The sequence below is a fragment of the Streptomyces sp. NPDC014870 genome, assembly GCF_043081505.1.
Taxonomy (GTDB): domain Bacteria; phylum Actinomycetota; class Actinomycetes; order Streptomycetales; family Streptomycetaceae; genus Streptomyces.
This window is the reverse complement of record NZ_JBIBWQ010000002.1, coordinates 186,116-208,294: the sequence shown is the minus strand read 5'-3', so window position 1 is coordinate 208,294 and position 22,179 is coordinate 186,116. Positions and strand designations below refer to the sequence as shown.

General features: G+C 70.0%; 17 protein-coding genes. 13 read left to right on the top strand and 4 right to left on the bottom strand.

What is annotated here, in order from left to right:
• Window positions 1-93 precede the first annotated feature (93 nt).
• Window positions 94-1,329, bottom strand: a complete 1,236-nt coding sequence (locus tag ACF09C_RS05525) for a PucR family transcriptional regulator (RefSeq protein ID WP_392089052.1) — start codon at window positions 1,327-1,329, stop codon at window positions 94-96.
• A gap of 326 nt (window positions 1,330-1,655) precedes the next feature.
• Between ACF09C_RS05525 and ACF09C_RS05520 the strand changes: the two genes are divergently transcribed.
• On the top strand, window positions 1,656-2,264 hold the full coding sequence (locus tag ACF09C_RS05520; protein WP_392089050.1) for a helix-turn-helix domain-containing protein: 609 nt from the start codon (window positions 1,656-1,658) through the stop codon (window positions 2,262-2,264).
• Window positions 2,265-2,398: 134 nt separating this feature from the next.
• Here ACF09C_RS05520 and ACF09C_RS05515 read toward each other — a convergent pair whose 3' ends face one another.
• The 3 genes from ACF09C_RS05515 to ACF09C_RS05505 all read right to left on the bottom strand — a co-directional run bounded on the left by ACF09C_RS05515 (window position 2,399) and on the right by ACF09C_RS05505 (window position 6,656).
• The gene (locus ACF09C_RS05515) at window positions 2,399-3,763 is read right to left on the bottom strand and encodes an NAD(P)/FAD-dependent oxidoreductase (protein WP_392089048.1); all 1,365 of its coding nucleotides are present in this window, start codon (window positions 3,761-3,763) and stop codon (window positions 2,399-2,401) included.
• Window positions 3,764-3,942: 179 nt separating this feature from the next.
• Complete coding sequence (locus ACF09C_RS05510; protein ID WP_392089046.1) at window positions 3,943-4,983, bottom strand: dihydrodipicolinate reductase; 1,041 nt, start codon at window positions 4,981-4,983, stop codon at window positions 3,943-3,945.
• 224 nt (window positions 4,984-5,207) lie between these two features.
• Entirely contained in the window at window positions 5,208-6,656 is a 1,449-nt protein-coding gene (locus tag ACF09C_RS05505) for an APC family permease (protein WP_392089044.1), read from the bottom strand.
• 520 nt (window positions 6,657-7,176) lie between these two features.
• Here ACF09C_RS05505 and ACF09C_RS05500 point away from each other — a divergent pair.
• The 12 genes from ACF09C_RS05500 (at window position 7,177) to ACF09C_RS05445 (ending at window position 22,055) form a co-directional block, all read left to right on the top strand.
• Entirely contained in the window at window positions 7,177-8,712 is a 1,536-nt protein-coding gene (locus ACF09C_RS05500; RefSeq protein WP_392089042.1) for a flavin-containing monooxygenase, read from the top strand.
• Window positions 8,705-9,640, top strand: a complete 936-nt coding sequence (locus ACF09C_RS05495) for an alpha/beta fold hydrolase (RefSeq protein WP_392089039.1) — start codon at window positions 8,705-8,707, stop codon at window positions 9,638-9,640. Before ACF09C_RS05500 ends, ACF09C_RS05495 begins: the two co-directional genes overlap by 8 nt.
• Window positions 9,624-11,018, top strand: a complete 1,395-nt coding sequence (locus ACF09C_RS05490) for a flavin monoamine oxidase family protein (RefSeq protein ID WP_392089037.1) — start codon at window positions 9,624-9,626, stop codon at window positions 11,016-11,018. Before ACF09C_RS05495 ends, ACF09C_RS05490 begins: the two co-directional genes overlap by 17 nt.
• Entirely contained in the window at window positions 11,015-11,719 is a 705-nt protein-coding gene (locus ACF09C_RS05485) for a transporter (protein ID WP_392089035.1), read from the top strand. Before ACF09C_RS05490 ends, ACF09C_RS05485 begins: the two co-directional genes overlap by 4 nt.
• A 26-nt stretch (window positions 11,720-11,745) precedes the next feature.
• Window positions 11,746-13,104, top strand: a complete 1,359-nt coding sequence (locus tag ACF09C_RS05480) for an NAD-dependent succinate-semialdehyde dehydrogenase (RefSeq protein ID WP_392089033.1) — start codon at window positions 11,746-11,748, stop codon at window positions 13,102-13,104.
• Window positions 13,105-13,133: 29 nt separating this feature from the next.
• On the top strand, window positions 13,134-14,249 hold the full coding sequence (locus ACF09C_RS05475; protein ID WP_392089031.1) for a Zn-dependent alcohol dehydrogenase: 1,116 nt from the start codon (window positions 13,134-13,136) through the stop codon (window positions 14,247-14,249).
• A gap of 17 nt (window positions 14,250-14,266) precedes the next feature.
• On the top strand, window positions 14,267-15,523 hold the full coding sequence (locus tag ACF09C_RS05470) for an aspartate aminotransferase family protein (RefSeq protein WP_392089030.1): 1,257 nt from the start codon (window positions 14,267-14,269) through the stop codon (window positions 15,521-15,523).
• Between the two features lie 98 nt (window positions 15,524-15,621).
• A complete protein-coding gene (locus ACF09C_RS05465) occupies window positions 15,622-17,178 on the top strand; it encodes a long-chain fatty acid--CoA ligase (protein WP_392089028.1) in 1,557 nt (518 codons plus the stop codon).
• 43 nt (window positions 17,179-17,221) lie between these two features.
• A complete protein-coding gene (locus ACF09C_RS05460) occupies window positions 17,222-18,901 on the top strand; it encodes a class I adenylate-forming enzyme family protein (protein ID WP_392089026.1) in 1,680 nt (559 codons plus the stop codon).
• Between the two features lie 3 nt (window positions 18,902-18,904).
• Window positions 18,905-19,687: an SDR family oxidoreductase gene (locus ACF09C_RS05455; RefSeq protein WP_392089025.1), complete on the top strand. Its 783-nt coding sequence runs from the start codon at window positions 18,905-18,907 to the stop codon at window positions 19,685-19,687.
• 29 nt (window positions 19,688-19,716) lie between these two features.
• Window positions 19,717-20,955, top strand: coding sequence for an acyl-CoA dehydrogenase family protein (locus tag ACF09C_RS05450; RefSeq protein WP_392089023.1), 1,239 nt, complete (start codon window positions 19,717-19,719; stop codon window positions 20,953-20,955).
• A complete protein-coding gene (locus tag ACF09C_RS05445) occupies window positions 20,955-22,055 on the top strand; it encodes a phosphotransferase family protein (RefSeq protein ID WP_392089021.1) in 1,101 nt (366 codons plus the stop codon). Before ACF09C_RS05450 ends, ACF09C_RS05445 begins: the two co-directional genes overlap by 1 nt.
• Window positions 22,056-22,179 lie beyond the last annotated feature (124 nt).

Here is a 22,179-nt window from a genome sequence, read left to right as displayed (position 1 = left end):
TGGCGATGGCAGCCTGACTAGGCACTGTCCGGGCGCGGTTCTGCCCTTTCCCAGGGCAAGGAAGCTCGAGCGCCGTAGCTGCGTGGTATGAGCTCAGCTCGGGGCGATCGTCACGATGTCAGGTGCGATGTCCAGCACCAGGAGCGCCGCCGCCACATGGGTCGGGTTGGCCTCCACCTTGACGGCCGAGAGCTCGTTGGCGCGTGAGACGCGCCGTTCGACGGTGTTGCGGTGCGCGTAGAGGTTGGCGGCCGCCCGGGTGGTACTGAAGCCGCACTGCACGTAGGTGAGCAGGGCTTGCCGCAGGGCTGTGTCGGCTTCGGCCAACGGCCCGAGGGTGTTGATGACGAACCGACGTGCACCGGGCCGGTCCTTCGTGAGCGCGTCGATCAGCTCGACGTCGGCGTAGGCGGTGAATCGCCGGTCGGACCCCAGCCGGCTCACCAGCGCCTGGGCCGCGAGGGCGTCCTGGTGGCTGGAGCGGAATCCTTCGAGGCCGCGTCCCGGCCTTCCCACCGCCGCGCGGACCTCGTCGGCCGCCGCGAGGTCCTTCTCCACGTGGTGAAGGTCCGGGACGGCTTCCCCCGAGAGCCAGATCCACCGCGACGTGGCGCTGGCACGCGCCACCAGGGCGCTCCGGCCTGCGGCGGAGGAGCGCACGGCGGCGATCGCCTCGTCCAAGGCGTCGGCCTCCTGGGGATCATCGACCCAGAGGACGAGACCCATGTGCCACCGCGCCATCCGGTAGCGCAGGCGCCCTTCGGCGAGGTCCTCCGCCATCGGTGCCCCACCGGCGATCAGCTGGATCAGTGCGATCCCCTCGGCATCCGTGTTCCCCATCGCCGCGGCGAGGCCGGCTTGCCGCAGGGCCGCGACGGAATCGAGGGCGTACTGCACCAGCGACTGCGCCGTCACGTCCAGGATCCCCACGAGAAGATCGGGGTCCGCGCAGTCCGCCACGCATTCCTCCAGCCATCGCCGCCAGCCGATCCCCAGGGCCACACGCCAGGCAACGGCGAAGTCGGGTGCGATGCCCCGAGAGACGAGATCGTTGATGTACTCCGTGGTCCTCGGACTGACGTAGGGCTCTACCCTCCGCCCCGGTTGCTGAACGTTTGCGGTCAACCATTGGACCAGCTCAGAGCGGTTGAGCGCGCGATCCTCCTCGACCAGCGATGCGTCCGCGAGGAGAGCGGGATCGTTCTGGGCGACGAGAGAGGGCCTTGCGAAGGCGTCGACCAGGGCGTCCGTTTCCGTCAGCAGGCGCTGACACAGTGACCTGATCGCATCGGCGACCTCGCGGGAGGGCGGGGGCCACAGCTCTTCCATGCTCTCAGTCTCCCTCTGCTCTCGGGGAGCCAAGGCTCCCGACATGCCGTGTCATAGCCAGATGAAGGGCTCGTCGGCGACCTCGCCGACGGCGAAGGCGCCGGCCATCGGCCGCTGTTTACTACCACTAAACGGCGGCAGATTTACACGCTCTCGTCGGCACCACAAGGGGTTCGACGCCGTCGCCCCCTCCCTCCTCCGCAGGGGCGCACCGACCGCCCCTGGCGCGCATGCCCTAGCCTCGTGCCACGGAGAGGACTCGTCCGGGTCGGCCCGTCACCTGACAGGCACACGACCTCGGCCTCGGGACGGGCGGTGAGCACACCATGTCCATCGGTGACGGCGGGACAGCAGATGGAGCGGAAAGGGGCGCCGCCGCCCTCGAAGCGTCCACAGGCGCGCAGCTGCGGAAGATCAGGATCGACCGCGGGTTGTCGTTGACGGAGGTCGCGCGCAGGGCGGAGGTCACCAAGGGCTTTCTGAGCCAGTTGGAGCGTGGGCTCACCAGCGTGTCCGTCCCGACGTTGCTGCGCGTCTGCGAGGTGCTGCGGATCGGGGTCGGGGAGCTGTTCGCGTACCCCGACGAGCAGGTCGTGGACGGCGGAAGCCGGATCGGCATGGGCGGTGAGGGCGTGGCCGAGTACCTGCTCACGCCCGCCGGCACCACGGCGTTTCAGGTCTTCCGTTCCGTGATCGAGCCAGGCGGGGGCACCGGGGGCCCTTATCGGCTCGACACCACCACGATCTTCGCGATGGGGCTGAGCGGCTCGACCCGTCTGATCGTCGGGGGCGAGACCCGGATGCTGTCGGCAGGGGTGTCCACCTCGTTCTCCGGCCAGACGCTTCACCAGTTCGACAATCCGGGTACGACGGTGAGCGAGGTCCTCTGGGTCCTGTCGCCTCCCCTGCTGCGCGCCGCGCGAGGGCCCGCCTAGATCCTGGCGTCGAATGCCGGGCCCGCATCAGGAGTGATGCGAGGGCGACGGCTGTTTCGCAGGACCCGGCCGTCTTGTCGTAGCGGGTGGCAATCTCACACCGCGCCGTCACGGAGCAGGCGTCGCCCGAACCCTCAGGAACCCCCGCGCCTGGCACGACGGAGCGCCCGCCGGGCCCGCGTCCTGCTGCCGTTGAAGAAGTCGTTGAACCGGTCCAGCCCCCAGATGGCTCGGAGGACGAACGGCTGCATCAGCAGCGACATCGACGGCGAGTACTTCGAAGCGTCCGACCAGATGCCGGCGAGGTCCTCCGACATCTCACCGTCGACGATGTAGTCGGCGAGCTGATGGGTCACGTACGGCACCTGGCAGAGGCCGTGGCCGTTGCAGGCCATCGCGTAGAAGACGTTGTCACCCACCTGCCCGGCGACCGACAGCCAGTCCGGGCTGATGCCGATCCAACCGCCCCAGGCCCGCTCGATGGCCACGTCGGACAGCGACGGGAACCGGTTGGCCAGATCCTTCCCCATGTCCCGCACGACACTGGGGTCCGGGACCCGGTCCGGGAGCGGGTAGGTCTGGCCTCGCTGCGCTTTGCGGACCCCGCAGACGATGGTGTTGCGCTCGGTGAGCCGGTAGTGGGTCATCAACTGGTGCTGGGTGATGATGCCGGACCGACTGGTCCAGTCCAGCGCTGCGAGCCGCTCCGGTGCGATGGGTTCCGACTCGATCTCGATGACGTACAGCGGCGTCGCGAGGTTCTTGGGCGTGATGTCCCACTCGCCGCCGTAGACGCTGGTCGCGAGCAGCACCTTGCCGGCCCGCACGGTGCCGTGCGGTGTCGTGATCTCGACGATGCCGCCTGTGCGCCGGACATCGCTCACCCGCGTCCGCTCGAAGACCTTGGCCGAGGAGGCGAGCAGCGCGCGACGCACACCACGAGCGAGCTTGCCCGGGTTCAGCATCCCCCCGATGGATTCCCGCATCCCGCCCACGAAGCCGGCGGGGAGGCCGAGCTCCTCCCTGCTGCCGACGGTCCCGCCCCCACCGAAGGCGCGCAGGATCGCCGCCTGGGTACGCACCCTGAGCATCATGAGGGGTGAGACCGCACCCCAAACCAGGCCGTTCGCCACGTAGTCGCAGTCGATGTCGTGCCTCTTGATGAGGTCTTCCACATAGCGGCCCGCGTGCTCCGCCAGTTTGGCCATGACCGGCATCTTCTTCGGGGACTGGAGGCTGAGCATCCGCAGGTCGCCACCCGGCGCCCCGGCGATCTGACCGCCGTTGCGCGAGGCCGAGCCGTAGCCGCAGAACTCGGCCTCCAACAGGACGACCTCCTGGTCGCGCTCCGCGAGGCGCAGCGCAGCCGCCATGCCACCCATGCCGCCGCCGATGACGGCGATGTCGCAGGTGAGGTCGCCGTCCAGCGCGGGCCGCACGTCGTCCGGCGGGTCGATCCAGCCGGTGAAGCTGGTGTACTTCGTGCCGTCGGTCCTCATGCTGTCCCGATCTCCTTCCAGGTGAGGCGTCCGCCCCACTTCGTACTCCGCGTCGAGGCGTGCTCGGCAGCGCGCCCGAGCCCCCGTCCCCGTCCGGCGGATCAACCGTGACGGGCGACTCTTCGGCGAGACGCGTGAAGACGGCGAACAGGAGGTTCTCCGTCTTCTGCGTCTCCGTCTCAGTCCTGAGAAGTCGTGGCCCCGAGCGAGGCCCGGCCCGCTCGCCGCTCTCCCTTGGCCGCGACCGAACGGGCAGGCAGGTCCCCCATCGACGGGAGACCGGGACGCGCCTCGACGACCGCGGTGGAGGCGTTGACCGCCGCCGCGACGGTGCTGAGGAAGGAATCGAAGCCCACGGAGGAACGGAGGTCGACGACCTGCTCCTCTCCGACGATCCGGTAGTCGTCGCCCGCGGCCACCTCATCGGCCGGCTCGAAGAACCCGAACGTGATCTCCAGATCGATCACCACTTCGCCCTTGAGCACGCCCCGGGCGGCATGAGTGACAGCCGCGACCTGCCCCGGTTCGATACGCATGTGGTCCCCGACGCGCGGCGAAGTCGTCACGACAGCGGGTTCGACCTCTCCCACGTCCACCGAGTCGAGATCCCATCCGAGCCCTGCCGCGAGCGCCCCGATGGCCTGCTCGAAGCCGTAGTGTCCGACGACCTCGCCCCGGCTGCGAGCCGTCGCGAACTCGCGCATGGTCAGACCGAGGCCGAACTTCGACAGGATCGCGCCGTAGCGTGACATGTTCGTCCGTCGGTGGATCCGCACGCTCTCCACACGCTTAGTCAGTGCCGTCAGGAGGAGAGGAAGGGTGTCCATCAGGACGCCCGGGTTCGCCCCGGTGCCCAGGACGGTCACGCCATGCGACTTCGCCGTGTCGTCGAGCCGTCGGGCCAGATCGGGGTGGCTCCGCCATGGATAGGCCAGCTCTTCGCAAATGCTCAGGACGTTGTACGAACGCTCCAGCAGCGGCAGCAGGACGTCGGCCGCCCTGTGCAGATCCGAGACGGTCGCCACGATCGCGAGGTCGGCGGCGGGCAGCTCGGCCGGGTCGCTCACGACGACGACACCGTTCGCGACGCCACCGAGTAGCACTCCGAGGTCTTGACCAACCACGCGGGGGTCCCGGTCCGCCGCTCCCACGATCTCCACGTCCGCGCGTTGCAGCAAGGAAGAAGCGATGGCCCGGCCAGTGGCGCCGAGCCCCACCACGACCGTCGGATTCTTCAACGTCACTCCCCTGGGCGCCCCGGTCGGCCCGCCCACGACACGGTGCTCGGCGAAACCGAACTTCGCCGGTGGCGGTTGCCTCGTACCCCACTGTCACAGGCCACGGTCGCGGTGAGAACGACACCGGGCACCGGCTTCCCCCGGGGACGGTGCACGCTGCACAGGCCGGTCGCGCCCCTGCGCTCATGAGCTGACCAGCAAGTCGCTCAGAGTCGCTCGTAGACAGCCGGTCGGCGCGCTCGCAGGACAAGGGCCTGCACCGCGCCGGCCACGGCCGAGAGGGCGACGAGCCCGCCGATCACCCAGGCACCCGTGGTGGTGCCGACGAGGAGCGGGAAGTTGGCGACCATCATGCAGACCACGCAGGCCAGGCCGAGGAAGGCGACGCCCGGGGCCACGACCGTCCGCCACACCGACTGCCGCCCGTCGGCGCGCCGGAAGAAGCCGATGACCGCGAGGCTGGTGGCCGCCATCAGCAGGACGATGCCGAGGGTGGCGGCACCGGAGAACCACGCGTAGAGGTCCCCGATCGGGTCGAGGTCGAGCACGGCGACGACGACCGTGGTGACGAACGCGACCGCCGAGGCGACGGCCGAGGACGCTGACGGCGCGCGGTGCCGGGAGTGAACGACACCCAGCGACGCCGGAAGCGCGCCGGCCCGGGACAGCGCGAACTGGTAGCGCGTCACGACGTTGTGGAAGGCCAGTACGCAAGCGAACTGGCTCGTGATCAGTAGTAGTTGCATGGTGTCGGCCCAGACGGACCCGACGTAGCTACGCGTCAGCGTGAGGACCAGGCCCTCGGGGTCGGCCTGCGCGGCTCCGACCACCGAGTCGACGCCGGCCCCCACCACGATCGCCCACACGGTGAACGAGTAGAAGACCCCGATCACCAGGATCGCGACGTACGTCGCCCGCGGGACCGTGGCGTCAGGGTCCTTCGCCTCGCTGCGGAACACGGCCGTCGCCTCGAAGCCGATGAACCCGAAGATGGCGAACATGACGCCGAGTCCCAGGGAGCCGGTTCCCACGATCGACGGCGACAACGGCTCGGCCGTCAGGCCATGGGCGCCGCCGTGACCCACGATGCCGAGGTCCAGGACCAGGAGCAGCAGGGATTCCAGCACCAGCACGGCACCGAGCACCTTGGCGCTCAGCTCGATGTCGCGATAGCCGAGGAAGGCGATGACGCCCAGCGAGACGAGTGCCCACGACCACCACGGGAAGCCGACGTCGGCGTACCGCTCGATGACGTTGCTCGTCGCGACGCCGACGTAGGCGTTCACCCCGACGAGAAGCAGCGTGTAGGAGAAGAGCGCGAGGGTCGCGGCCGAGAGACCGGGGATCCGGCCCAGCCCCGCCTGGACGTAGGCGTAGAAGGCGCCCGCGTTGCGTACCCGTCCGGCCATCAGCGTGAAGCCGACCGCGAAGACCAGCAGCAGCACGGTGGACAGCGCGAAGTACAGCGGCATCCCCGGGCTGCCGCTCACGGCGAAGGCGAGCGGCACCCCGCCGGCCACCAGCCCGAGCGGCGCCGCCGCGGCGACGACCATGAACACGATCTGCGAGACGCCGAGCCCGCGGTGGAGCGGGTTTCCCGAACCCGCTCCACCGTCGGCTGCTTCGACGTGCCCTGTCTTGGAGAGGTCGGTCATCGCGACCACCTTTCGGCTCACGGGCCGGTACCGGCTCGTCATGGGTGTGTGAAGGGGTGCGTGATGCGGTACGCCCACGCGCAGCGAACCGGAGCGGCTTTCGCGCAGCGGGGCGAGGAGATCCGGCTTCTGCCTCTCCGGCTCGGTCCTGGAAGAAGGTGGCTCCGAGCGAGACGGTGAGGACAGCGGGTTCGTCCTCTGCGCACGACCACAGCCACGCGTTTAGTGCTACTAAACACGTGGGGGGCAAACGTCTATCACGCCGTCCTCGCCCCCGCAATGGCTTCCGAAAGGCCGGCCGCCACGCCGAAGCCGCCCGTCGCCCTGCTCCGCGAAAGGCCGAGTCTCGGCCTCGGCCGAGGTCGCGGCTCGGACGCCGACCGCCGTACGAGCTCAGCGGGGCGACCCGCCTGTGCACTGTGCACCAAGCCCGGGCGAAGGAGGTGCCCGCTGTCGTTCTCGCAGGCGGTCGCGGCTCGCGACAGTGAGGTAACCGCCACAGGAACAGCGAGGAAACGCCATGACAGCTGAGGTGTTGGACGCCGTCGAGGAATTCGACGTGGTGATCATCGGAGCCGGGATCTCCGGGATCGGCGCGGCCACCTATTTCAGCCGGGAACTGCCCGACAAGTCGCTCGCCGTACTGGAAGCGCGCGACGACATCGGAGGCACGTGGGACCTGTTCCGCTATCCCGGCATCCGTTCGGACTCCGACCTCCACACGTTCGGATACGCGTTCAAGCCCTGGCGCCACGAAGCCGCGATCGCCGACGCTCCCCTCATCAAGGAGTACCTCCACGAGACCGTCGAGGAGAACGGCCTGGAGCGCGTCCTCAGGCTCGGCCACCGGGTCGTCCGCGCGGAGTGGTCCACGGCGGACTCACGGTGGACCCTCACCGTCCAGACGTCGGACCCCGCCACGGGAGCGACCCGGACCAGGACGATCCACGCGGAATGGGTCTTCGCCGCCACCGGCTACTACCGGTACGACGAGGGGTTCTCCCCGGAGTTCCAGGGACGGGAGGACTTCGAGGGCCAGATCGTCCATCCGCAGCACTGGCCCGAGGGACTCGACTACAGCGACAAGAAGGTCGTCGTCATCGGCAGCGGCGCGACCGCGATCACGCTGGTGCCGGCCATGACCACCGGGGCAGGCGCCGCCCGGCACGTGACGATGCTGCAGCGCACCCCCACCTACGTCATGGCGCTCCCCCGCGTCGACAAGGTCGCCCTGGCGCTCACGAAGCTGCTCGGGGAAGAACGCGGGTACGCCGTGACGCGGTTCAAGAACATCTGGACCGAGCACGCCGTCGTGAAGGGCCTGCGGACCTTCCCCAAGGCAGGACGGGCCTTCATCCGGCGCGAGAACGTCAAGCGCCTTCCCAGGGGATTCGACGTCGACAAGCACTTCAACCCGCCGTACGACCCGTGGGACCAGCGGGTGTGCGTGGCACCGAACGGCGACTTCTTCGACGCGATCAAGGAAGGAAGGGCCTCCGTCGTCACCGACGCCGTGGCGAGGTTCAGCAAGCGCGGCATCGTCCTGGCGTCGGGTGAGGAGCTGGAAGCCGACATCATCGTCACCGCGACGGGGCTGAACCTGCGGCTCTTCGACGGCATGCCCCTCGTGGTCGACGGGCACCAGATCGACATCGCGGACGCGCTCTGTTACCGCGGCATGCTGCTGAGCGGGATGCCGAACTGGGCGATGGCGATCGGCTACACCACCTCGTCCTGGACGCTCAAGGTGAGCCTGATGTGCCGTTACTTCATCGACCTGGTCAGGCACATGGACGCCCGCGGATACGACACGGTGGTTCCGGTCGCACCGCCGGGAACGAACCGCAGGCCCGTCATGGACCTCAAGGCGGGGTACGCCAAGCGCGGCGAGAAGCTCCTGCCCAAGCAGGGCCCCGAGAAGCCCTGGCGGATGGCGATGTCCTACCCCGAGGACGCCAGGGCGCTGCGCGGCCCCGTGGCCGACGAGAACCTCCGGTTCGGCGCCCGCCGGGCGGCCGCGCCGGCACCCGGCGGGAGGCGAGCCACCCGTGCCTGAGACGAGCGCCGTCGAGAGCGCCGACCAGTACGCGACCCTGCCGTCCGGGATGACGATCTGCTTCCGGGACCACGGCGACAAGGACGACCCCGCGATGCTGCTCATCGCGGGACTGGGCGAAGACCTCACCTTCTGGACCGACTCGTTCGTCGGCTCCCTCGTCGCCCGCGGTTTCCGGGTCGTCGCGATCGACAACCGCGACGCCGGCCAGTCGACGTTCGTCGCCTCGCCCCCTCCCGGGCTCTGGCGTCAGATCGCCTCGCGTCCGCGCGGCGACGCGTACACGCTGGCCGACATGGCCCAGGACGCCGTCGGCGTACTCGACCATCTCGGGATCGCGCGGGTGCACCTGGTCGGGCGGTCGATGGGCGGGATGATCGCGCAGACGATCGCGGCCACGGCGCCCGAGCGGGTCCTGTCGCTGGCCTCCCTCTACTCCACCACCGGGGCGCGCAAGGTCGGTCAGCCGGCCCTGTCGACGATCCGGCTCCTCGCCGCCCCGCCGGCGAGGAACAGAACCGCGGCGGTCCGTGCCCACCTGAGGCTCACCCGTCACATCGCGGGAACGGGGCACCCCATCGACGACGCGGCCGAGGCGGCCATCGCGGCGCGCGGCTGGGACCGCAGCGGCGGCGACCCGGCGGCCGGCACGGCGCGCCAGATCCAGGCCATCCAGCGCTCCGGGGACCGGACGGCCCAGCTGAGCCGGATCACCGCCCCGACGCTGGTCATCCACGGCGACCGAGACCCACTGGTGAGCCCGAGCGGCGGCGCCGCGACAGTCAAGGCGATCCGCTCGGCACAGCACGTGGTCATTCCCGGCATGGGCCATCACCTCCCCGAGTCCCTCGTCGGCCCCATCACGACCTACATCGCGCAGCACGCGAACCGCGTGGGTGAAGGAGGCAGCCATGTCCGGATCTCGTGAGCCCCGCTCCGGGAGCACCACGGTCGACGTCGTGGTCGTCGGTGCCGGTTTCGCCGGTCTGAGCGCGGCGGAGCGACTGGTGAGCACGGGGCGATCCGTCCTGGTCGTGGAAGGCCGCGACCGGGTCGGAGGCCGTTCGCTCTCCGGCGAGGTGGCCGGCGTGCAGGTCGACCTCGGAGCGACGTGGGTGGCCCGGCGCCACACCGCCGTCCGGGACCTCGCGAGCCGGGTCGGGTGCACCACCACCGACCAGTTCGCCCAGGGCCGCAACGTGCTGTGGATGGCGGGCCGGCGCCGCACCTACAGCGGCACCATTCCCAAGGTCTCCCCCGCGGCTCTGGTGGACATGGCCCGCATGCAGGCGGCGGTGAAGAAGCTGGTCGCGACCGTCGACGTGGACGCGGCGTGGGAGACGCCGGGGGCCGGCCGGCTCGACGCCGTCTCGTTCGGCGAGTGGCTCGACCGGAAGAACGCGCTGCCCAGCACCCGTGCGCTGATGACCGTCATCAGCAAGGTGCAGTGGGGCTGCACCCCGGGAGACGTCTCCCTGCTGCACGCACTGCGCTACATCCGTTCGGCGGGCGGGCTCGACCACATGCTGGACGTCGACGGCGGTCAACAGCAGGACCGGCTCGTCGAGACCACGCAGGAGATCGCCAAACGGGTGGCGGAGAAGCTCGGTGACCGCGTGCGCCTGGAGACACCGGTGCGCCGCATCACGCAGGACGACGACGGCGTGACCGTCCACACCGACACCGGGAAGATCCATGCCGGGTACGCGATCGTCACGGCCGCGCCCGCGCACCGCGCCGCCATCGCGTTCGATCCCGCTCTGCCCGAGCAGGCCGAAGGGCTCGCGCGCACCTGGCGCATGGGCGTGCTGAGCAAGGCCTTCGTGGCCTACGAGAGGCCGTTCTGGCGGGCCGACGGCTGTTCCGGCGAGGCGGTGACCGACACCGGAACCGTGTTCATCACCTTCGACGTGTCCCCCGCCCCCGGCGGACCGGGCGTCCTGATGGCCTTCTGCGATCCGCGCGTCTTCGACGGCTTCAGCCCCGAGACCCGACGCGACCGGGTGGTCCGGCAGCTCGCCGACCTCTACGGTCCGCAGGCGCTCACCCCGATCGACTACGTGGACCACTGCTGGGGAGCGGAGCCCTTCGCCCCGGGCGGCCCCAACCCCGCCGTCGCCCCCTACGCGACCACGAGCTTCGGCAAGGCGCTGAGCGAGCCCCACGGGCGCGTCCACTGGGCGGGCTCCGAAACCGCCGGCGAATGGGCCGGAACCATGAACGGCGCGGTTCTGACGGGCCAGCGCACCGCCGAGAACGTCGTCGCCCTCCTGGCCCGCGGCGTCCGCGAGGGGGCGGCGCGATGAGAGAGACGCTGTTCCTGCTGGCCGACCTGTGGATGATCTTCGCCGGCTACTTCTACGGCTGGAGGTTCATCCGCCGGTACGGCAACTACCTCCTCGGTCTGGAGTGGATGGTCGTCGCGACGTCGGGCAGCAACTTCCTGCTCTGGTCGCTGCTCGGAGCCAAGAGCGACAGCGTCCTGTACGACCTGGCGTACTTCTTCGACGCATTCTCCAGGTCGGTCGGCATCACGCTCATCCTGGTCCTGGGCCTGATGAAGGTCACCCATCGCTACAAGCCGAGCCGCCGCGTCGACGTCGCCGTGTTCGGGGTAGCGATCGTGGCCGCCCTGTTCCTCCGGCCCTTCCACGACGCGAATCTCCACACCGACCGTGACGCGTTCTGGGTCGCCGTGTTCTACGTCGTCGTCAACCTCTCCACGGCCGTGTTCCTCTGCTACTTCGTCAAGCGGCTCTGGGACGCGGGCGCGAGGTGGCCGGCGATCTGGACCGGACTGGTCACGGCCGCCGGGACCACCATCGCGATCACGTACGACTTCTTCCCCCTGCCGTTCGACGACGCGAACCGCACGATCTTCTACACCGCCGCGCTGGCGACCTGGGGCACCCAGGGATTCGTCTACTTCCGCGCCTACCGCGCGCTGCACGACCACAACGCGGCCTTGGACGCGAACCCGGCCCGCGCGACCGGGGCCCCCGCATGAACCCGAATCACGAAGAAGGAGTCAGCATGGCGAAGAGGCACGTGTACGCGGTGGTGGACCCCGCCAGCGGCAAGCTGGTCAAGGAGTACCCCACCGCGACGGACGAGACCGTCGCCGCGGCGCTCGACGGGGCGGCGAACGCCTACGCGCGCTGGTCGAGGCAGACCTCCGTGGAACAGCGCGCCCAGCTGTTGCACGCCGTCGCCACCCTGCACAGCGAGCGCAGCCAGCAGCTCGCCGAGATCATCCACCGGGAGATGGGCAAGCCGGTGGAAGAGGCCGTCGGGGAGGTCGAGTTCAGCGCCTCCATCTACCGGTACTACGCCGAAAACGCGGAGAAGTTCCTCACCGACGAGCCGATCGAGCTTCTGGAGGGAGAGGGCACCGCTTTCGTCCGTCGCCAGCCGGTCGGCGTGCTGCTGGGGATCATGCCCTGGAACTACCCGTACTACCAGGTGGCCCGGTTCGCCGCACCCAACCTCGCGCTGGGCAACACCATCGTGCTCAAGCACGCGTCGCAGTGTCCGGAGTCGTCCGAGGCACTCCAGCAGCTGTTCACGGACGCGGGCTTCCCCCAGGGCTGCTACGTCAACGTCCACGCCACCGGCGAGCAGATCGCTCGCGCCATCGCGGACCCCAGGGTGCAGGGCGTCTCCTTCACCGGTTCGGAGCGGGCCGGCGCGGAGGTCGCCGAGAAGGCCGGGCGCAACCTCAAGAAGGTGGTGCTCGAACTGGGCGGCTCCGACCCCTTCATCGTGCTGTCGACCCACGACCTCGACGCCACGGTCCAGGCGGCGGTCGAGGCTCGGTTCGAGAACGCCGGGCAGGCGTGCAACGCCGGGAAGCGCTTCATCGTCGCCGAGGACCTCTACGACGCCTTCCTCGACAAGTTCACCGAGAAGGTGCTCGCCCTGACCGACGGGCTGGCGCCGCTCTCCTCGGTCGCCGCCGCCGAGTACGTCGAGGCCCAGGTCGAGCGAGCCGTCGCTGACGGGGCGACCTTCGTCTCCGCTCGACAGCGCGAAGGGGCGTACTTCCCGCCCGGCGTTCTGACGGGCGTCTCGCCGACCTCGCCGTCGGCCGCCGAGGAGCTCTTCGGTCCCGTCGCGACCGTCTACCGCGTCGGATCCGAGGACGAGGCCGTCGAGCTGGCGAACGAGACCCCGTACGGGCTGGGCTCCTACGTGTTCACGACGGACGCCGAGCAGGCGCTGCGCGTCGCCGACAGGATCGACGCCGGCATGGTCTTCGTCAACGGCGTCGGCCTCGAAGGCGCGGAACTGCCCTTCGGCGGGGTCAAGCGGTCCGGTTTCGGCCGCGAACTGGGCCGGGGCGGGATCGACGAGTTCGCCAACAAGAAGCTCATCCGCACCGCTCGGACCTGATCGCCACAGCGCACGGAAGGGAATGTGTCATGACCATTGAATTCGACGCCGCCGTCTTCAGAGCACCGAACGAACCGCTGACCATCGAGAAGGTGACGCTCCCCTCGACGCCTCCGCCCGGCGAGGTGCTGGTGCGGCTCAAGGCGAGCGGGGTGTGCCACAGCGACCTTCACGTGCTCGCGGGCGAATGGGAGGTTCCTGCGCCGATGATCCTCGGCCATGAAGGGTCCGGGATCGTCGAGAGCGTCGGTGAGGGTGTCACGACGCTGAAGAAGGGCGATCACGTCGTGCTGTCCTGGACGCCCTCATGTCGCCGCTGCCAGTACTGCATCAGTGGCCGGCCGGTCCTGTGTGACATGGTCAGCCGGCACTCGGCGAACCACCTGTCGTTCGACGGCCGGACCCGGGTCACGTCCGCGGAGCAGGGCGACGTCTACAGCTTCGCGGGCCTCGGAACGTTCGGCCAGTACACCCTCGTGCCCGAATCAGCCGCGATCGCCATCCGGGACGACGCCCCGTTCCCGCAGTCGGCCCTGGTCGGATGCGCCGTCACGACCGGCGTCGGTGCGGCCGTCAACACCGCAGGCGTGCGGCCGAGCGATACCGTGCTGGTTCTCGGCTGCGGAGGCGTCGGGCTGAACGCGATCCAGGGGGCCCGGCTCGCCGGCGCGCGGAAGATCATCGCCGCGGACATCTCCGACGAGAAGCTCGAGCAGGCACGCGTCTTCGGTGCGACCGACCTGATCAACAGCTCCCGCGAGAACCTCGCCGACCGGGTGGGCCGGCTCACCGACGGACGCGGTGTGGAGATCGCCATCGAGGCCATCGGGCTGCCCCGCACCATCGAGTCGGCCTACGAGGTCCTGGCCCGGGGCGGCACGGCGGTGGTCGCCGGGCAGGTGGCGGACGGCATGAGGATCTCCATCGACCCCTTCGTCATGTCCGATCAGGAACTGTCGCTCATCGGCTCCAACTACGGCTCCAGCAAGCCGGATTCCGACTTCCCGCTGCTGATCGACCACTACATGAACCACCGCATCGATCTGGACTCGCTCGTGACGAGCGTGATCGACCTGAAGGCCGTCAACGAGGCGTTCGACCAGATGAAGCGCGGCATCGGCATCCGCTCGGTGATCACGTACTGAAAGGCAGGGGCGATCTCATGGCCCTGGAATCATCACGCTCGGCCTTCGAGCGAGCCCGCCGCAGCATCGGCGGAGGTGTGGGGTCGGGCCTGCGCGCCGCGATGCCTCCCCATCCGCTCTTCGTGCGCGAGGCGCGAGGCGCACACGTCTGGGACCTGGACGGCGACCGGTACATCGACTACGTGATGGCCTGGGGGCCGCTCGTCCTCGGTCACGGTGACCCGCGCGTGCTGTCCGCGGTGTCCGAGGTCGCGACGAAGATGCAGGTCGTCGGCACCGGCCACCCACTGGAGTACCTCGCGGCGGAAGCGGTCCTCGAAGCGGTGCCGCACGGCGAGCGACTGCTGTGGAGCAACACGGGGACCGAAGCGGTGCAGGTGGCGCTGCGCCTCGCGCGCGCCGCCACCGGCCGGCGCCGCGTCCTGAAGTTCGCCAAGAGCTACCACGGTTGGCACGACACCGTGTACGCCGGAATGTCCGAGGACGACTGCGATCGCCCCGCCACCCCCGGCGGGCCGGGGCAGTCGGCCAGCGTGCTTGACGACCTGGTCGTGGCGCGCTTCAACGACGTACAGCTGGCCGAGCGTTTGCTGAGCGAGTCCGTCGAGCGCGACATCGCGGCCGTGCTCGTCGACCCGGTGATGAGCAACGCCGGCGTCGAAGCACCCTCGCCGCGGTTCCTGTCGACGCTGCGGACCCTCTGCGACCGGCACGGCGTCGTCCTCGTCTTCGACGAGGTGATCGCCGGGTTCCGCATCGCACGCGGCGGGGCGGCCGAGAAGTACGGCGTCCTTCCCGACCTGTCCGTCTTCGGAAAGGCGATGGCCGGCGGCTTCACCCAGAGCGCCGTCGTCGGCCGGGCGGATCTGGTCGACCAGGTGACTTCCGGCGTCGTCCACGCCGGAACCTTCAACGCCAACCCGATCGCACTGGCGGCCGTCGCGGCGACGATGCGCGTCCTGGCCGACCCCGCGGTCTACGAGCAACTCGAACGGAGCTCGTCCGAGTTCGAAGCCCTCGTCGGCGCCGTTCTCGGCTCATCGCCCGACTTCGGCAGCTTCAACCGGGTCGGCTCGCTCCTCCAGTACGTCCCCGCCGGTGGCGCCACAGGGCTCCACGGAACCAGCGGGCTCTGGACCCTGATCCTCGACGGGATGCTGCGTCAGGGCTTCCTGTTCATGCCGTCCGGCAAGGTCTTCCTCAGCACGGCACACACCACCGCCGACATCGAGGCGACGGCCGAGGCCCTCGACCGGCTCCTGCGGCAGCTCTGACGTCCGCGTCAAGCCGCGTGTAACCCCACCCGCCCCGAGCCAGGCCGCGTGTTCCGATCCCCCGCGGCCTGGCCCGGTCCACCTTTCCGGAAGACACCATGCTGAACCTCTCGGTCCTGCTCGAGGACTCCGCCCGCACACACCCGGACCGGGACGCCGTCGTCCTCGGCACGACGCGTCTCACCTACGCCCAGATCGACGCCGCCGCCAATCAGGTCGCCAACCTCCTGGTGGACCGCGGCATCTGGCCCGGCGACAAGGTCGCGCTCAGCTGCCCGAATGTGCCCTGGTTCCCGATCGTCTACTACGGGATCCTCAAGGCCGGCGCCGTCGTCGTACCGCTCAACGTCCTGCTCAAGGGCCGGGAGGTCGCCTACCACCTCGCCGACTCGGAGGCGAAGGCGTACTTCTGCTTCGAGGGCGGCGAGGGCCTGCCGATGGGGGCGGAGGGGCACGCCGGGTTCAGCGAGACCCCTGCCTGCGAGCACTTCTTCCTCATCACCGCCGATCCCGCGGCGGAGAGCCCGATCGAGGGCGTCGAGACCATGGGCGCCGCGCTGCGGGGCACCGCGGCGACGTTCGACAGCATCGGGACGTCGGGGGACGATCCGGCCGTGCTGCTCTACACGAGCGGTACGACGGGGCAGGCGAAGGGCGCCGAACTCAGCCACGCCAACCTGGTGCTCAACGCCCTGGCGGTCAACCAGCTGTTGGAGAACCGGTCGGCGCTGGACACCCATCTGGTCGTGCTGCCGCTGTTCCACTCCTTCGGCGCGACCGTGCAGATGAACGCCGGCTTCTCGACGGCGAGCACACTGGTGCTGCTGCCACGGTTCGACGCCCGGCAGACGGTGTCCCTGATGCAGCAGGAGGACATCACCTTCTTCGCGGGCGTCCCCACCATGTGGTGGGGCCTGCTGCAGGCGCTCACCGAGGACGTCGACGTCGAGAGGATCGCGAGGAACCTGCGCATCGGTGTCGCCGGTGGTGCCTCGCTTCCCGCCGAGCTCATCAAGCAGGTCAGGGAGCGACTGGGCGTCCAGGTCCTGGAGGGCTACGGCCTCTCCGAGACGTCGCCGGTGGTGACCTTCAGCGATCCGGCGCGAGAGCCCCGGCCCGGCTCCATCGGCGTGCCGATCTGGGGCGTGGAGGTCAAGCTCGTCAAGCCGGACTGGTCCGAGGTCGAGGACGACGGCACGGGCAGCGCCGTCGGGGAGATCGCGGTCAAGGGCCACAACGTCATGAAGGGCTACCACGGCCGCCCCGAGGCCACCGCCGAAGCCGTCAGGGACGGCTGGTTCCGCACCGGCGACCTGGCCCGTAGGGACAAGGACGGCTTCTACTACATCGTCGACCGGGCGAAGGACCTGATCATCCGCGGGGGCTTCAACGTCTACCCGCGCGAGATCGAGGAGGTCCTGATGACGCACCCGGCGGTCAGCCTGGCCGCGGTCGTCGGCGTGCCGCACGAAAGCCACGGCGAGGAGATCAAGGCGTTCGTCATCCTCGAGCGTGGCGCCGAGGTTCGTCCCGACGAGCTGATCGCCTGGGGCAAGGAGCAGATGGCCGGCTACAAGTACCCGCGCATCGTGGAGATCGTGCGGACCCTGCCGATGACGTCCACCGGAAAGATCCTCAAGCGCGAACTCACGTGACCGGCACGACAAGCGCATGGACATGGGTGGGAAGGACGGCAGGATGACACTGGATGAAGGCCGGCGGCGGGACACGTTCCCCGACGGGTTCGGTACGGGGACGGACGCGACCCCCGGCTCGCTCGTGGCCGCCTGGAAGGCACGCGTGGCGAAGAACCCGGAGGGCATCGCGCTCCGCTTCTTCGACGGTGCTCTGTCCGTGCGGGAGGTGGACGCGGCGTCGGACGCCCTGGCCGCCGCGTTCGAGGCCCGCGGAACCGGCCGGGGTGATCGCGTCGGGGTGTACCTGCAGAACGTTCCGCAGTACGCGCTGGTGATGCTGGCCCTGTGGAAGCTGGGGGCCACGGCCCTGGGGCTCAATCCGATGTACCGGCGCCAGGAGCTGCGCCGGATCATCGACGACTCCGGGGCGGTCGGGGTCGTCTGCGCGGACGTGGACGTCCACGAGACGCTCGGCACGCTGGCGGGAAGCCCGGTGCGCTGGCTGGTCAGCACGTCGGCCCTGGACTACCAGTCCCGCAACGATCCGCGGGTCTTCGCGACGACGGAGCGCCACGCCCCCGCGCCGGACGGCGACCTGGTGGCGCTGATCGGCGAGTTCGAGGGCCGCAGCCCCTCGCCCGTGGAGCCCGCCCGCGACGACGTCGCGTTCCTGACGTACACCTCAGGAACGACGGGGCCGCCGAAGGGCGCCATGAACACCCACGGCAACGTCCTCAGCGTGGTGGCGACCTGCGCGTCGTGGATGGGTGTGGGCGACGGGGACGTCGTGTTCGCCATGGCCCCGCTGTTCCACATCACCGGGGCGGTGGTCAACGCGACGATATCCCTGCTCACCGACACCACGCTGGTCCTGGCGGGCCGGTTCCACCCCGAGGTCGCCCTGGAGACCTTCGCCGAGCACGGGGTGACCTACACGATCGGCTCCATCACCGCGTACAACGCGATCTACGAGCTGCCGCAGGCCGGACCGGAGCACTTCGCGTCGGCGAAGGCCCTGTACTCGGGCGGCGCGCCGATCCCGCCGGCGACCGTCGAGCGGTTCAGTGAACGGTTCGGCGTCTACCTCCACAACGGCTACGGGATGACCGAGACGACGTCCGCCGTCATCGCCGTGCCGCCGGGCGAGCGGGCGCCGGTGCACCTGCCGAGCGGGACGCTGTCCATCGGCAAACCCCTGCCGCACCTCACCACGCGCGTCGTCGACCCGCACGGTGAGCCGGTGCCCAGAGGCGAGCAGGGTGAGCTGGAGCTGAGCGGGCCGCAGGTCGTGCCCGGTTACTGGGACAAGCCCGAGGCCACCCGCCGGACCATGCCGGAGGGCCGGCTCCGCACCGGCGACGTCGCCGTCATCGACGAGGAGGGCTGGGTCTACCTGGTGGACCGGCTCAAGGACCAGATCAACGTGTCCGGGTACAAGGTCTGGCCGCGCGAGGTCGAGGACGCCCTGTACGAGCACCCCTCGGTCCTCGAGGCCGCGGTCGTCGGACAGCCGGACGCCTACCGCGGCGAGACCGTCGTCGCCTACGTCTCGCTCAAGGCGGGTCTGAACGCCACGGCGGAAGAACTGATCGCCTTCTCCCGCGACCGGCTGGCCGCCTACAAGTGCCCGCGCACGATCCATTTCCTCGCCGACCTGCCCAAGACCCAGAGCGGCAAGATCCGTCGCGCCGAGCTCCGCGGCCTTGACGGCACCGAGCCGGATTCCCCCTCGAAGGACTGATTCATGAGCGAGAACCACACCGGCCAGGGCCGTTTCTCGGGCTGCACCGCCATCGTGACCGGGGCGAGCCAGGGCATCGGTCTCGCCGTCGCGGAACGGCTCGTCGCGGAGGGGGCGCGCGTATGCCTCACGGCCCGCAAGGCCGGACCGCTCGAAGAGGCCGCCGCCACGTTTCCCCCGGGCAGCGTCATCACCGTCGCCGGCAAGGCGGACGACCCCGACCACCGCCGCGAGGTCTTCGACACCGTCGCGCGCGAGTTCGGCGGACTCGACGTCCTGGTGAACAACGCGGGCATCAACCCGGCGTACGGCCCCGTCGTCGGCCTGGACCTCGACGTCGCCCGCAAGGTGCTTGAGGTCAACGTCCTCGCCACCCTCGCCTGGGTGCAGGACGCGGTGGCCCACCAGGGCCTGCGTTTCACCGAGCGCCACGGCACCGTCGTGAACCTGTCCTCGGTGACCGGTGACACCCCCGCACCCGGCATCGGTCTCTACGGCGTGAGCAAGGCGGCGGTGTCCCACCTGACCAGGACCCTGGCCGTCGAGCTCGGCCCGGAGATCCGCGTCAACGCCGTGGCGCCGGCCGTGGTGAAGACGCGGTTCGCCGAGGCCCTGTACGAGGGCAAGGAGGCCGAGGTCGCCGAGGGCTATCCGCTGCGGCGTCTGGGCGTGCCGTCGGACATCGCCTCCGCCGTGGCGTACCTGGCCTCGGAGGACTCCTCCTGGGTCACCGGCCACGTCCTCACCGTCGACGGCGGCCTCACGGTCGCCGGCGGCACCGCGTAACGACCCCGCCAACCCCCGAAAGGACTGCCATGACCTTCACCCACCTTCCCCCGGAAGTGGCGGAGCTGCGTGAGCGCACCCGCCGGTTCGTCCGTGAGGTCGTCGTCGACGCCGAGCCCGTACCCGGCGGACGTCTCGACCAGGCCACGCGCGACCGGCTGCAGACCGCGGCGAAGGACGCCGGCGTCTTCGCGCCGCTCGTGCCGACGGAGTACGGCGGGCAAGGGGTGCCCATCGAGCACTGGTCGCCGATCCTGCAGGAGGCCGGGTACTCGCCGATCGGCCCCAGCGCGCTCAACTGCATGGCCCCCGACGAGGGGAACATGCACATGCTCAACCTGATCGCCACCGAAGAGCAGAAGAAGCGCTATCTCGCGCCTCTGGCCGCCGGGGACATCCGGTCCTGCTTCGGCATGACCGAGCCCCACCCGGGGGCCGGATCCGACCCGGCGGCGCTGCGGACCCGGGCCGTGCGCACCACGGACGGCTGGATCATCGACGGTCACAAGCGGTTCACCAGCGGCGCCGTCGGTGCCGGGTTCTGCATCGTGATGGCACGGACCCCGGCCCTGGACGGTTCCCCCGAGGGGGCCACCATGTTCCTGGTCGACCTGACCAACCCCGGGATCCGGGTCGGCGAGGCGATCCACACCGTCGACCGCGCCATCGACGGCGGCCACCCGCACCTGTACCTGGAGAACTGCTTCGTCCCCGACGACGCGGTCCTCGGCGAGGTCGGACTCGGCTTCCGGTACGCCCAGGTACGGCTCGGCCCCGCGCGGCTCACGCACTGCATGCGATGGCTGGGACTGGCACGCCGGGCGCACGACATCGCGCTGGACCGGGCCGGGAAGCGGGAGCTGTTCGGCGGTCCGATCGACTCCCTCGGCCTGGCCCAGCACCTGATCGCCGAGTCCGTCATCGACATCGAGACCTCCGACGCGATCATCACCAAGACGGCGGCGCTGCTGCACAGCGACCCGAAGGCGGGCTCGGCGATGTCCTCGGTCGCGAAGGTCCACTGCTCGGAGGCGATCTACCGGGTGATCGACCGTGCCGTCCAGATCTGCGGCGGGGACGGGGTCTCCGACGGGCTGCCGCTGGCGCAGTACCTGAACGAGGTCCGCCCGTTCCGCATCTACGACGGCTCCAACGAGACCCACCGGTGGGCCATCGCCCGCCGGGCCTCGGCCGGCCGGCGCGCCGCCGTCCAGGCCGGTGAGCGTCACCTGGGCGACGCCGTCGTCGGCCGGGACGGGGGCGCGTGATGCACACCGTCCCCGACGGCGTGGAGGTCGTCGCGAGCCGGGAGAAGGCCCGCCGCCTCGACAGCCCTCCGCTCCTGGTCCTCGACGCGGTCACCGGCTTCCTCGACACACACGGCATCGGCAGCGGACCGATCGCGTGGCAACGCATCGGCGACGGCCACTCCAACGTCACCTACCTGATCGAACGCGGCAGCGAGTCCGTCGTCCTGCGCCGCGGACCGCGCCCGCCGCTGCCGAAGTCGACGCACGACATGGTGCGCGAGGCACGCATCCAGAAGATCCTCCACGGGCACGGGGTGCCGGTGCCGGAGATCGTCGCCGTCTGCGAGGACGAGGACGTCCTGGGCGTGCCGTTCTACCTCATGTCCCGGCTCGACGGCACGGTCGTCACCGACACGATCCCGCCCCACCTCTCCCCCGCCGAACAACGCCGGCTGACCAGCGAGGCGGTCGTCGACACCCTCGTCGCTCTGCACGGCATCGACGTGACCCGGGGGGAACTCGCCTCCCTGGGCCGACCCGAGGGGTATCTGCGGCGCCAGGTCGAGCGGTTCCGCGGCCTCTGGGAGGTCAACACCACCCGCAGCCTGCCCTCAGTGGAGCACATCGCGGACTGGCTCGCCCGCAACCTGCCGACGAGTCAGGCCGCCTCAGTGGTGCACGGCGACTACCGCATGGGCAACCTCATGTTCGCCCCGCAGGCGCCCGCCAGGGTCCTCGCCATCCTGGACTGGGAAATGGCCACACTCGGCGACCCGCTCGCGGACCTGGGGTACCTCACCGCCACCTGGTCCGAGGCCGGCAGCCCTGCCACCCCGCTCGAACTCACCAAGGTGACCCGTTCACCCGGCTACCTCACCCAGCGCCAGCTGGCAGAGCGCTACCAGGCCCGCACGGGCCTCGATCTCACCCCACTTCCCTGGTACCAGACCCTCGCCCTGTGGAAGGCGGCGATCTTCTGCGAGGCCATCTACACCCGCTGGCAGCGTGGTGAGCGCCCGAACGACACGGTCTTCGGACCGTCGCTCGAGACGGGGGTCCCCCGACTCCTGGAGCGGGCCGGGCGATACGCCGACCTGACGGCGACCACTCGCCGCTGACACCCAACGCGTCCCGGTACCAGGCTCTTCATCAACCTCACCGCGGCCAGGTCGTCTTGCTCTGACGTCACGCCGAGGCCGCCGTTCGTCGACGAGAGACGACGCGAGCTCCACTGCAGAGGCT

Coding starts and splice junctions, on each gene's coding strand:
- ACF09C_RS05525 (WP_392089052.1), bottom strand. CDS start 1,329: ATGGAAGAGCTGTGGCCCCCGCCCTCCCGCGAGGTCGCCGATGCGATC.
- ACF09C_RS05520 (WP_392089050.1), top strand. CDS start 1,656: ATGTCCATCGGTGACGGCGGGACAGCAGATGGAGCGGAAAGGGGCGCC.
- ACF09C_RS05515 (WP_392089048.1), bottom strand. CDS start 3,763: ATGAGGACCGACGGCACGAAGTACACCAGCTTCACCGGCTGGATCGAC.
- ACF09C_RS05505 (WP_392089044.1), bottom strand. CDS start 6,656: ATGACCGACCTCTCCAAGACAGGGCACGTCGAAGCAGCCGACGGTGGA.
- ACF09C_RS05500 (WP_392089042.1), top strand. CDS start 7,177: ATGACAGCTGAGGTGTTGGACGCCGTCGAGGAATTCGACGTGGTGATC.
- ACF09C_RS05490 (WP_392089037.1), top strand. CDS start 9,624: ATGTCCGGATCTCGTGAGCCCCGCTCCGGGAGCACCACGGTCGACGTC.
- ACF09C_RS05485 (WP_392089035.1), top strand. CDS start 11,015: ATGAGAGAGACGCTGTTCCTGCTGGCCGACCTGTGGATGATCTTCGCC.
- ACF09C_RS05480 (WP_392089033.1), top strand. CDS start 11,746: ATGGCGAAGAGGCACGTGTACGCGGTGGTGGACCCCGCCAGCGGCAAG.
- ACF09C_RS05475 (WP_392089031.1), top strand. CDS start 13,134: ATGACCATTGAATTCGACGCCGCCGTCTTCAGAGCACCGAACGAACCG.
- ACF09C_RS05470 (WP_392089030.1), top strand. CDS start 14,267: ATGGCCCTGGAATCATCACGCTCGGCCTTCGAGCGAGCCCGCCGCAGC.
- ACF09C_RS05465 (WP_392089028.1), top strand. CDS start 15,622: ATGCTGAACCTCTCGGTCCTGCTCGAGGACTCCGCCCGCACACACCCG.
- ACF09C_RS05460 (WP_392089026.1), top strand. CDS start 17,222: ATGACACTGGATGAAGGCCGGCGGCGGGACACGTTCCCCGACGGGTTC.
- ACF09C_RS05455 (WP_392089025.1), top strand. CDS start 18,905: ATGAGCGAGAACCACACCGGCCAGGGCCGTTTCTCGGGCTGCACCGCC.
- ACF09C_RS05450 (WP_392089023.1), top strand. CDS start 19,717: ATGACCTTCACCCACCTTCCCCCGGAAGTGGCGGAGCTGCGTGAGCGC.
- ACF09C_RS05445 (WP_392089021.1), top strand. CDS start 20,955: ATGCACACCGTCCCCGACGGCGTGGAGGTCGTCGCGAGCCGGGAGAAG.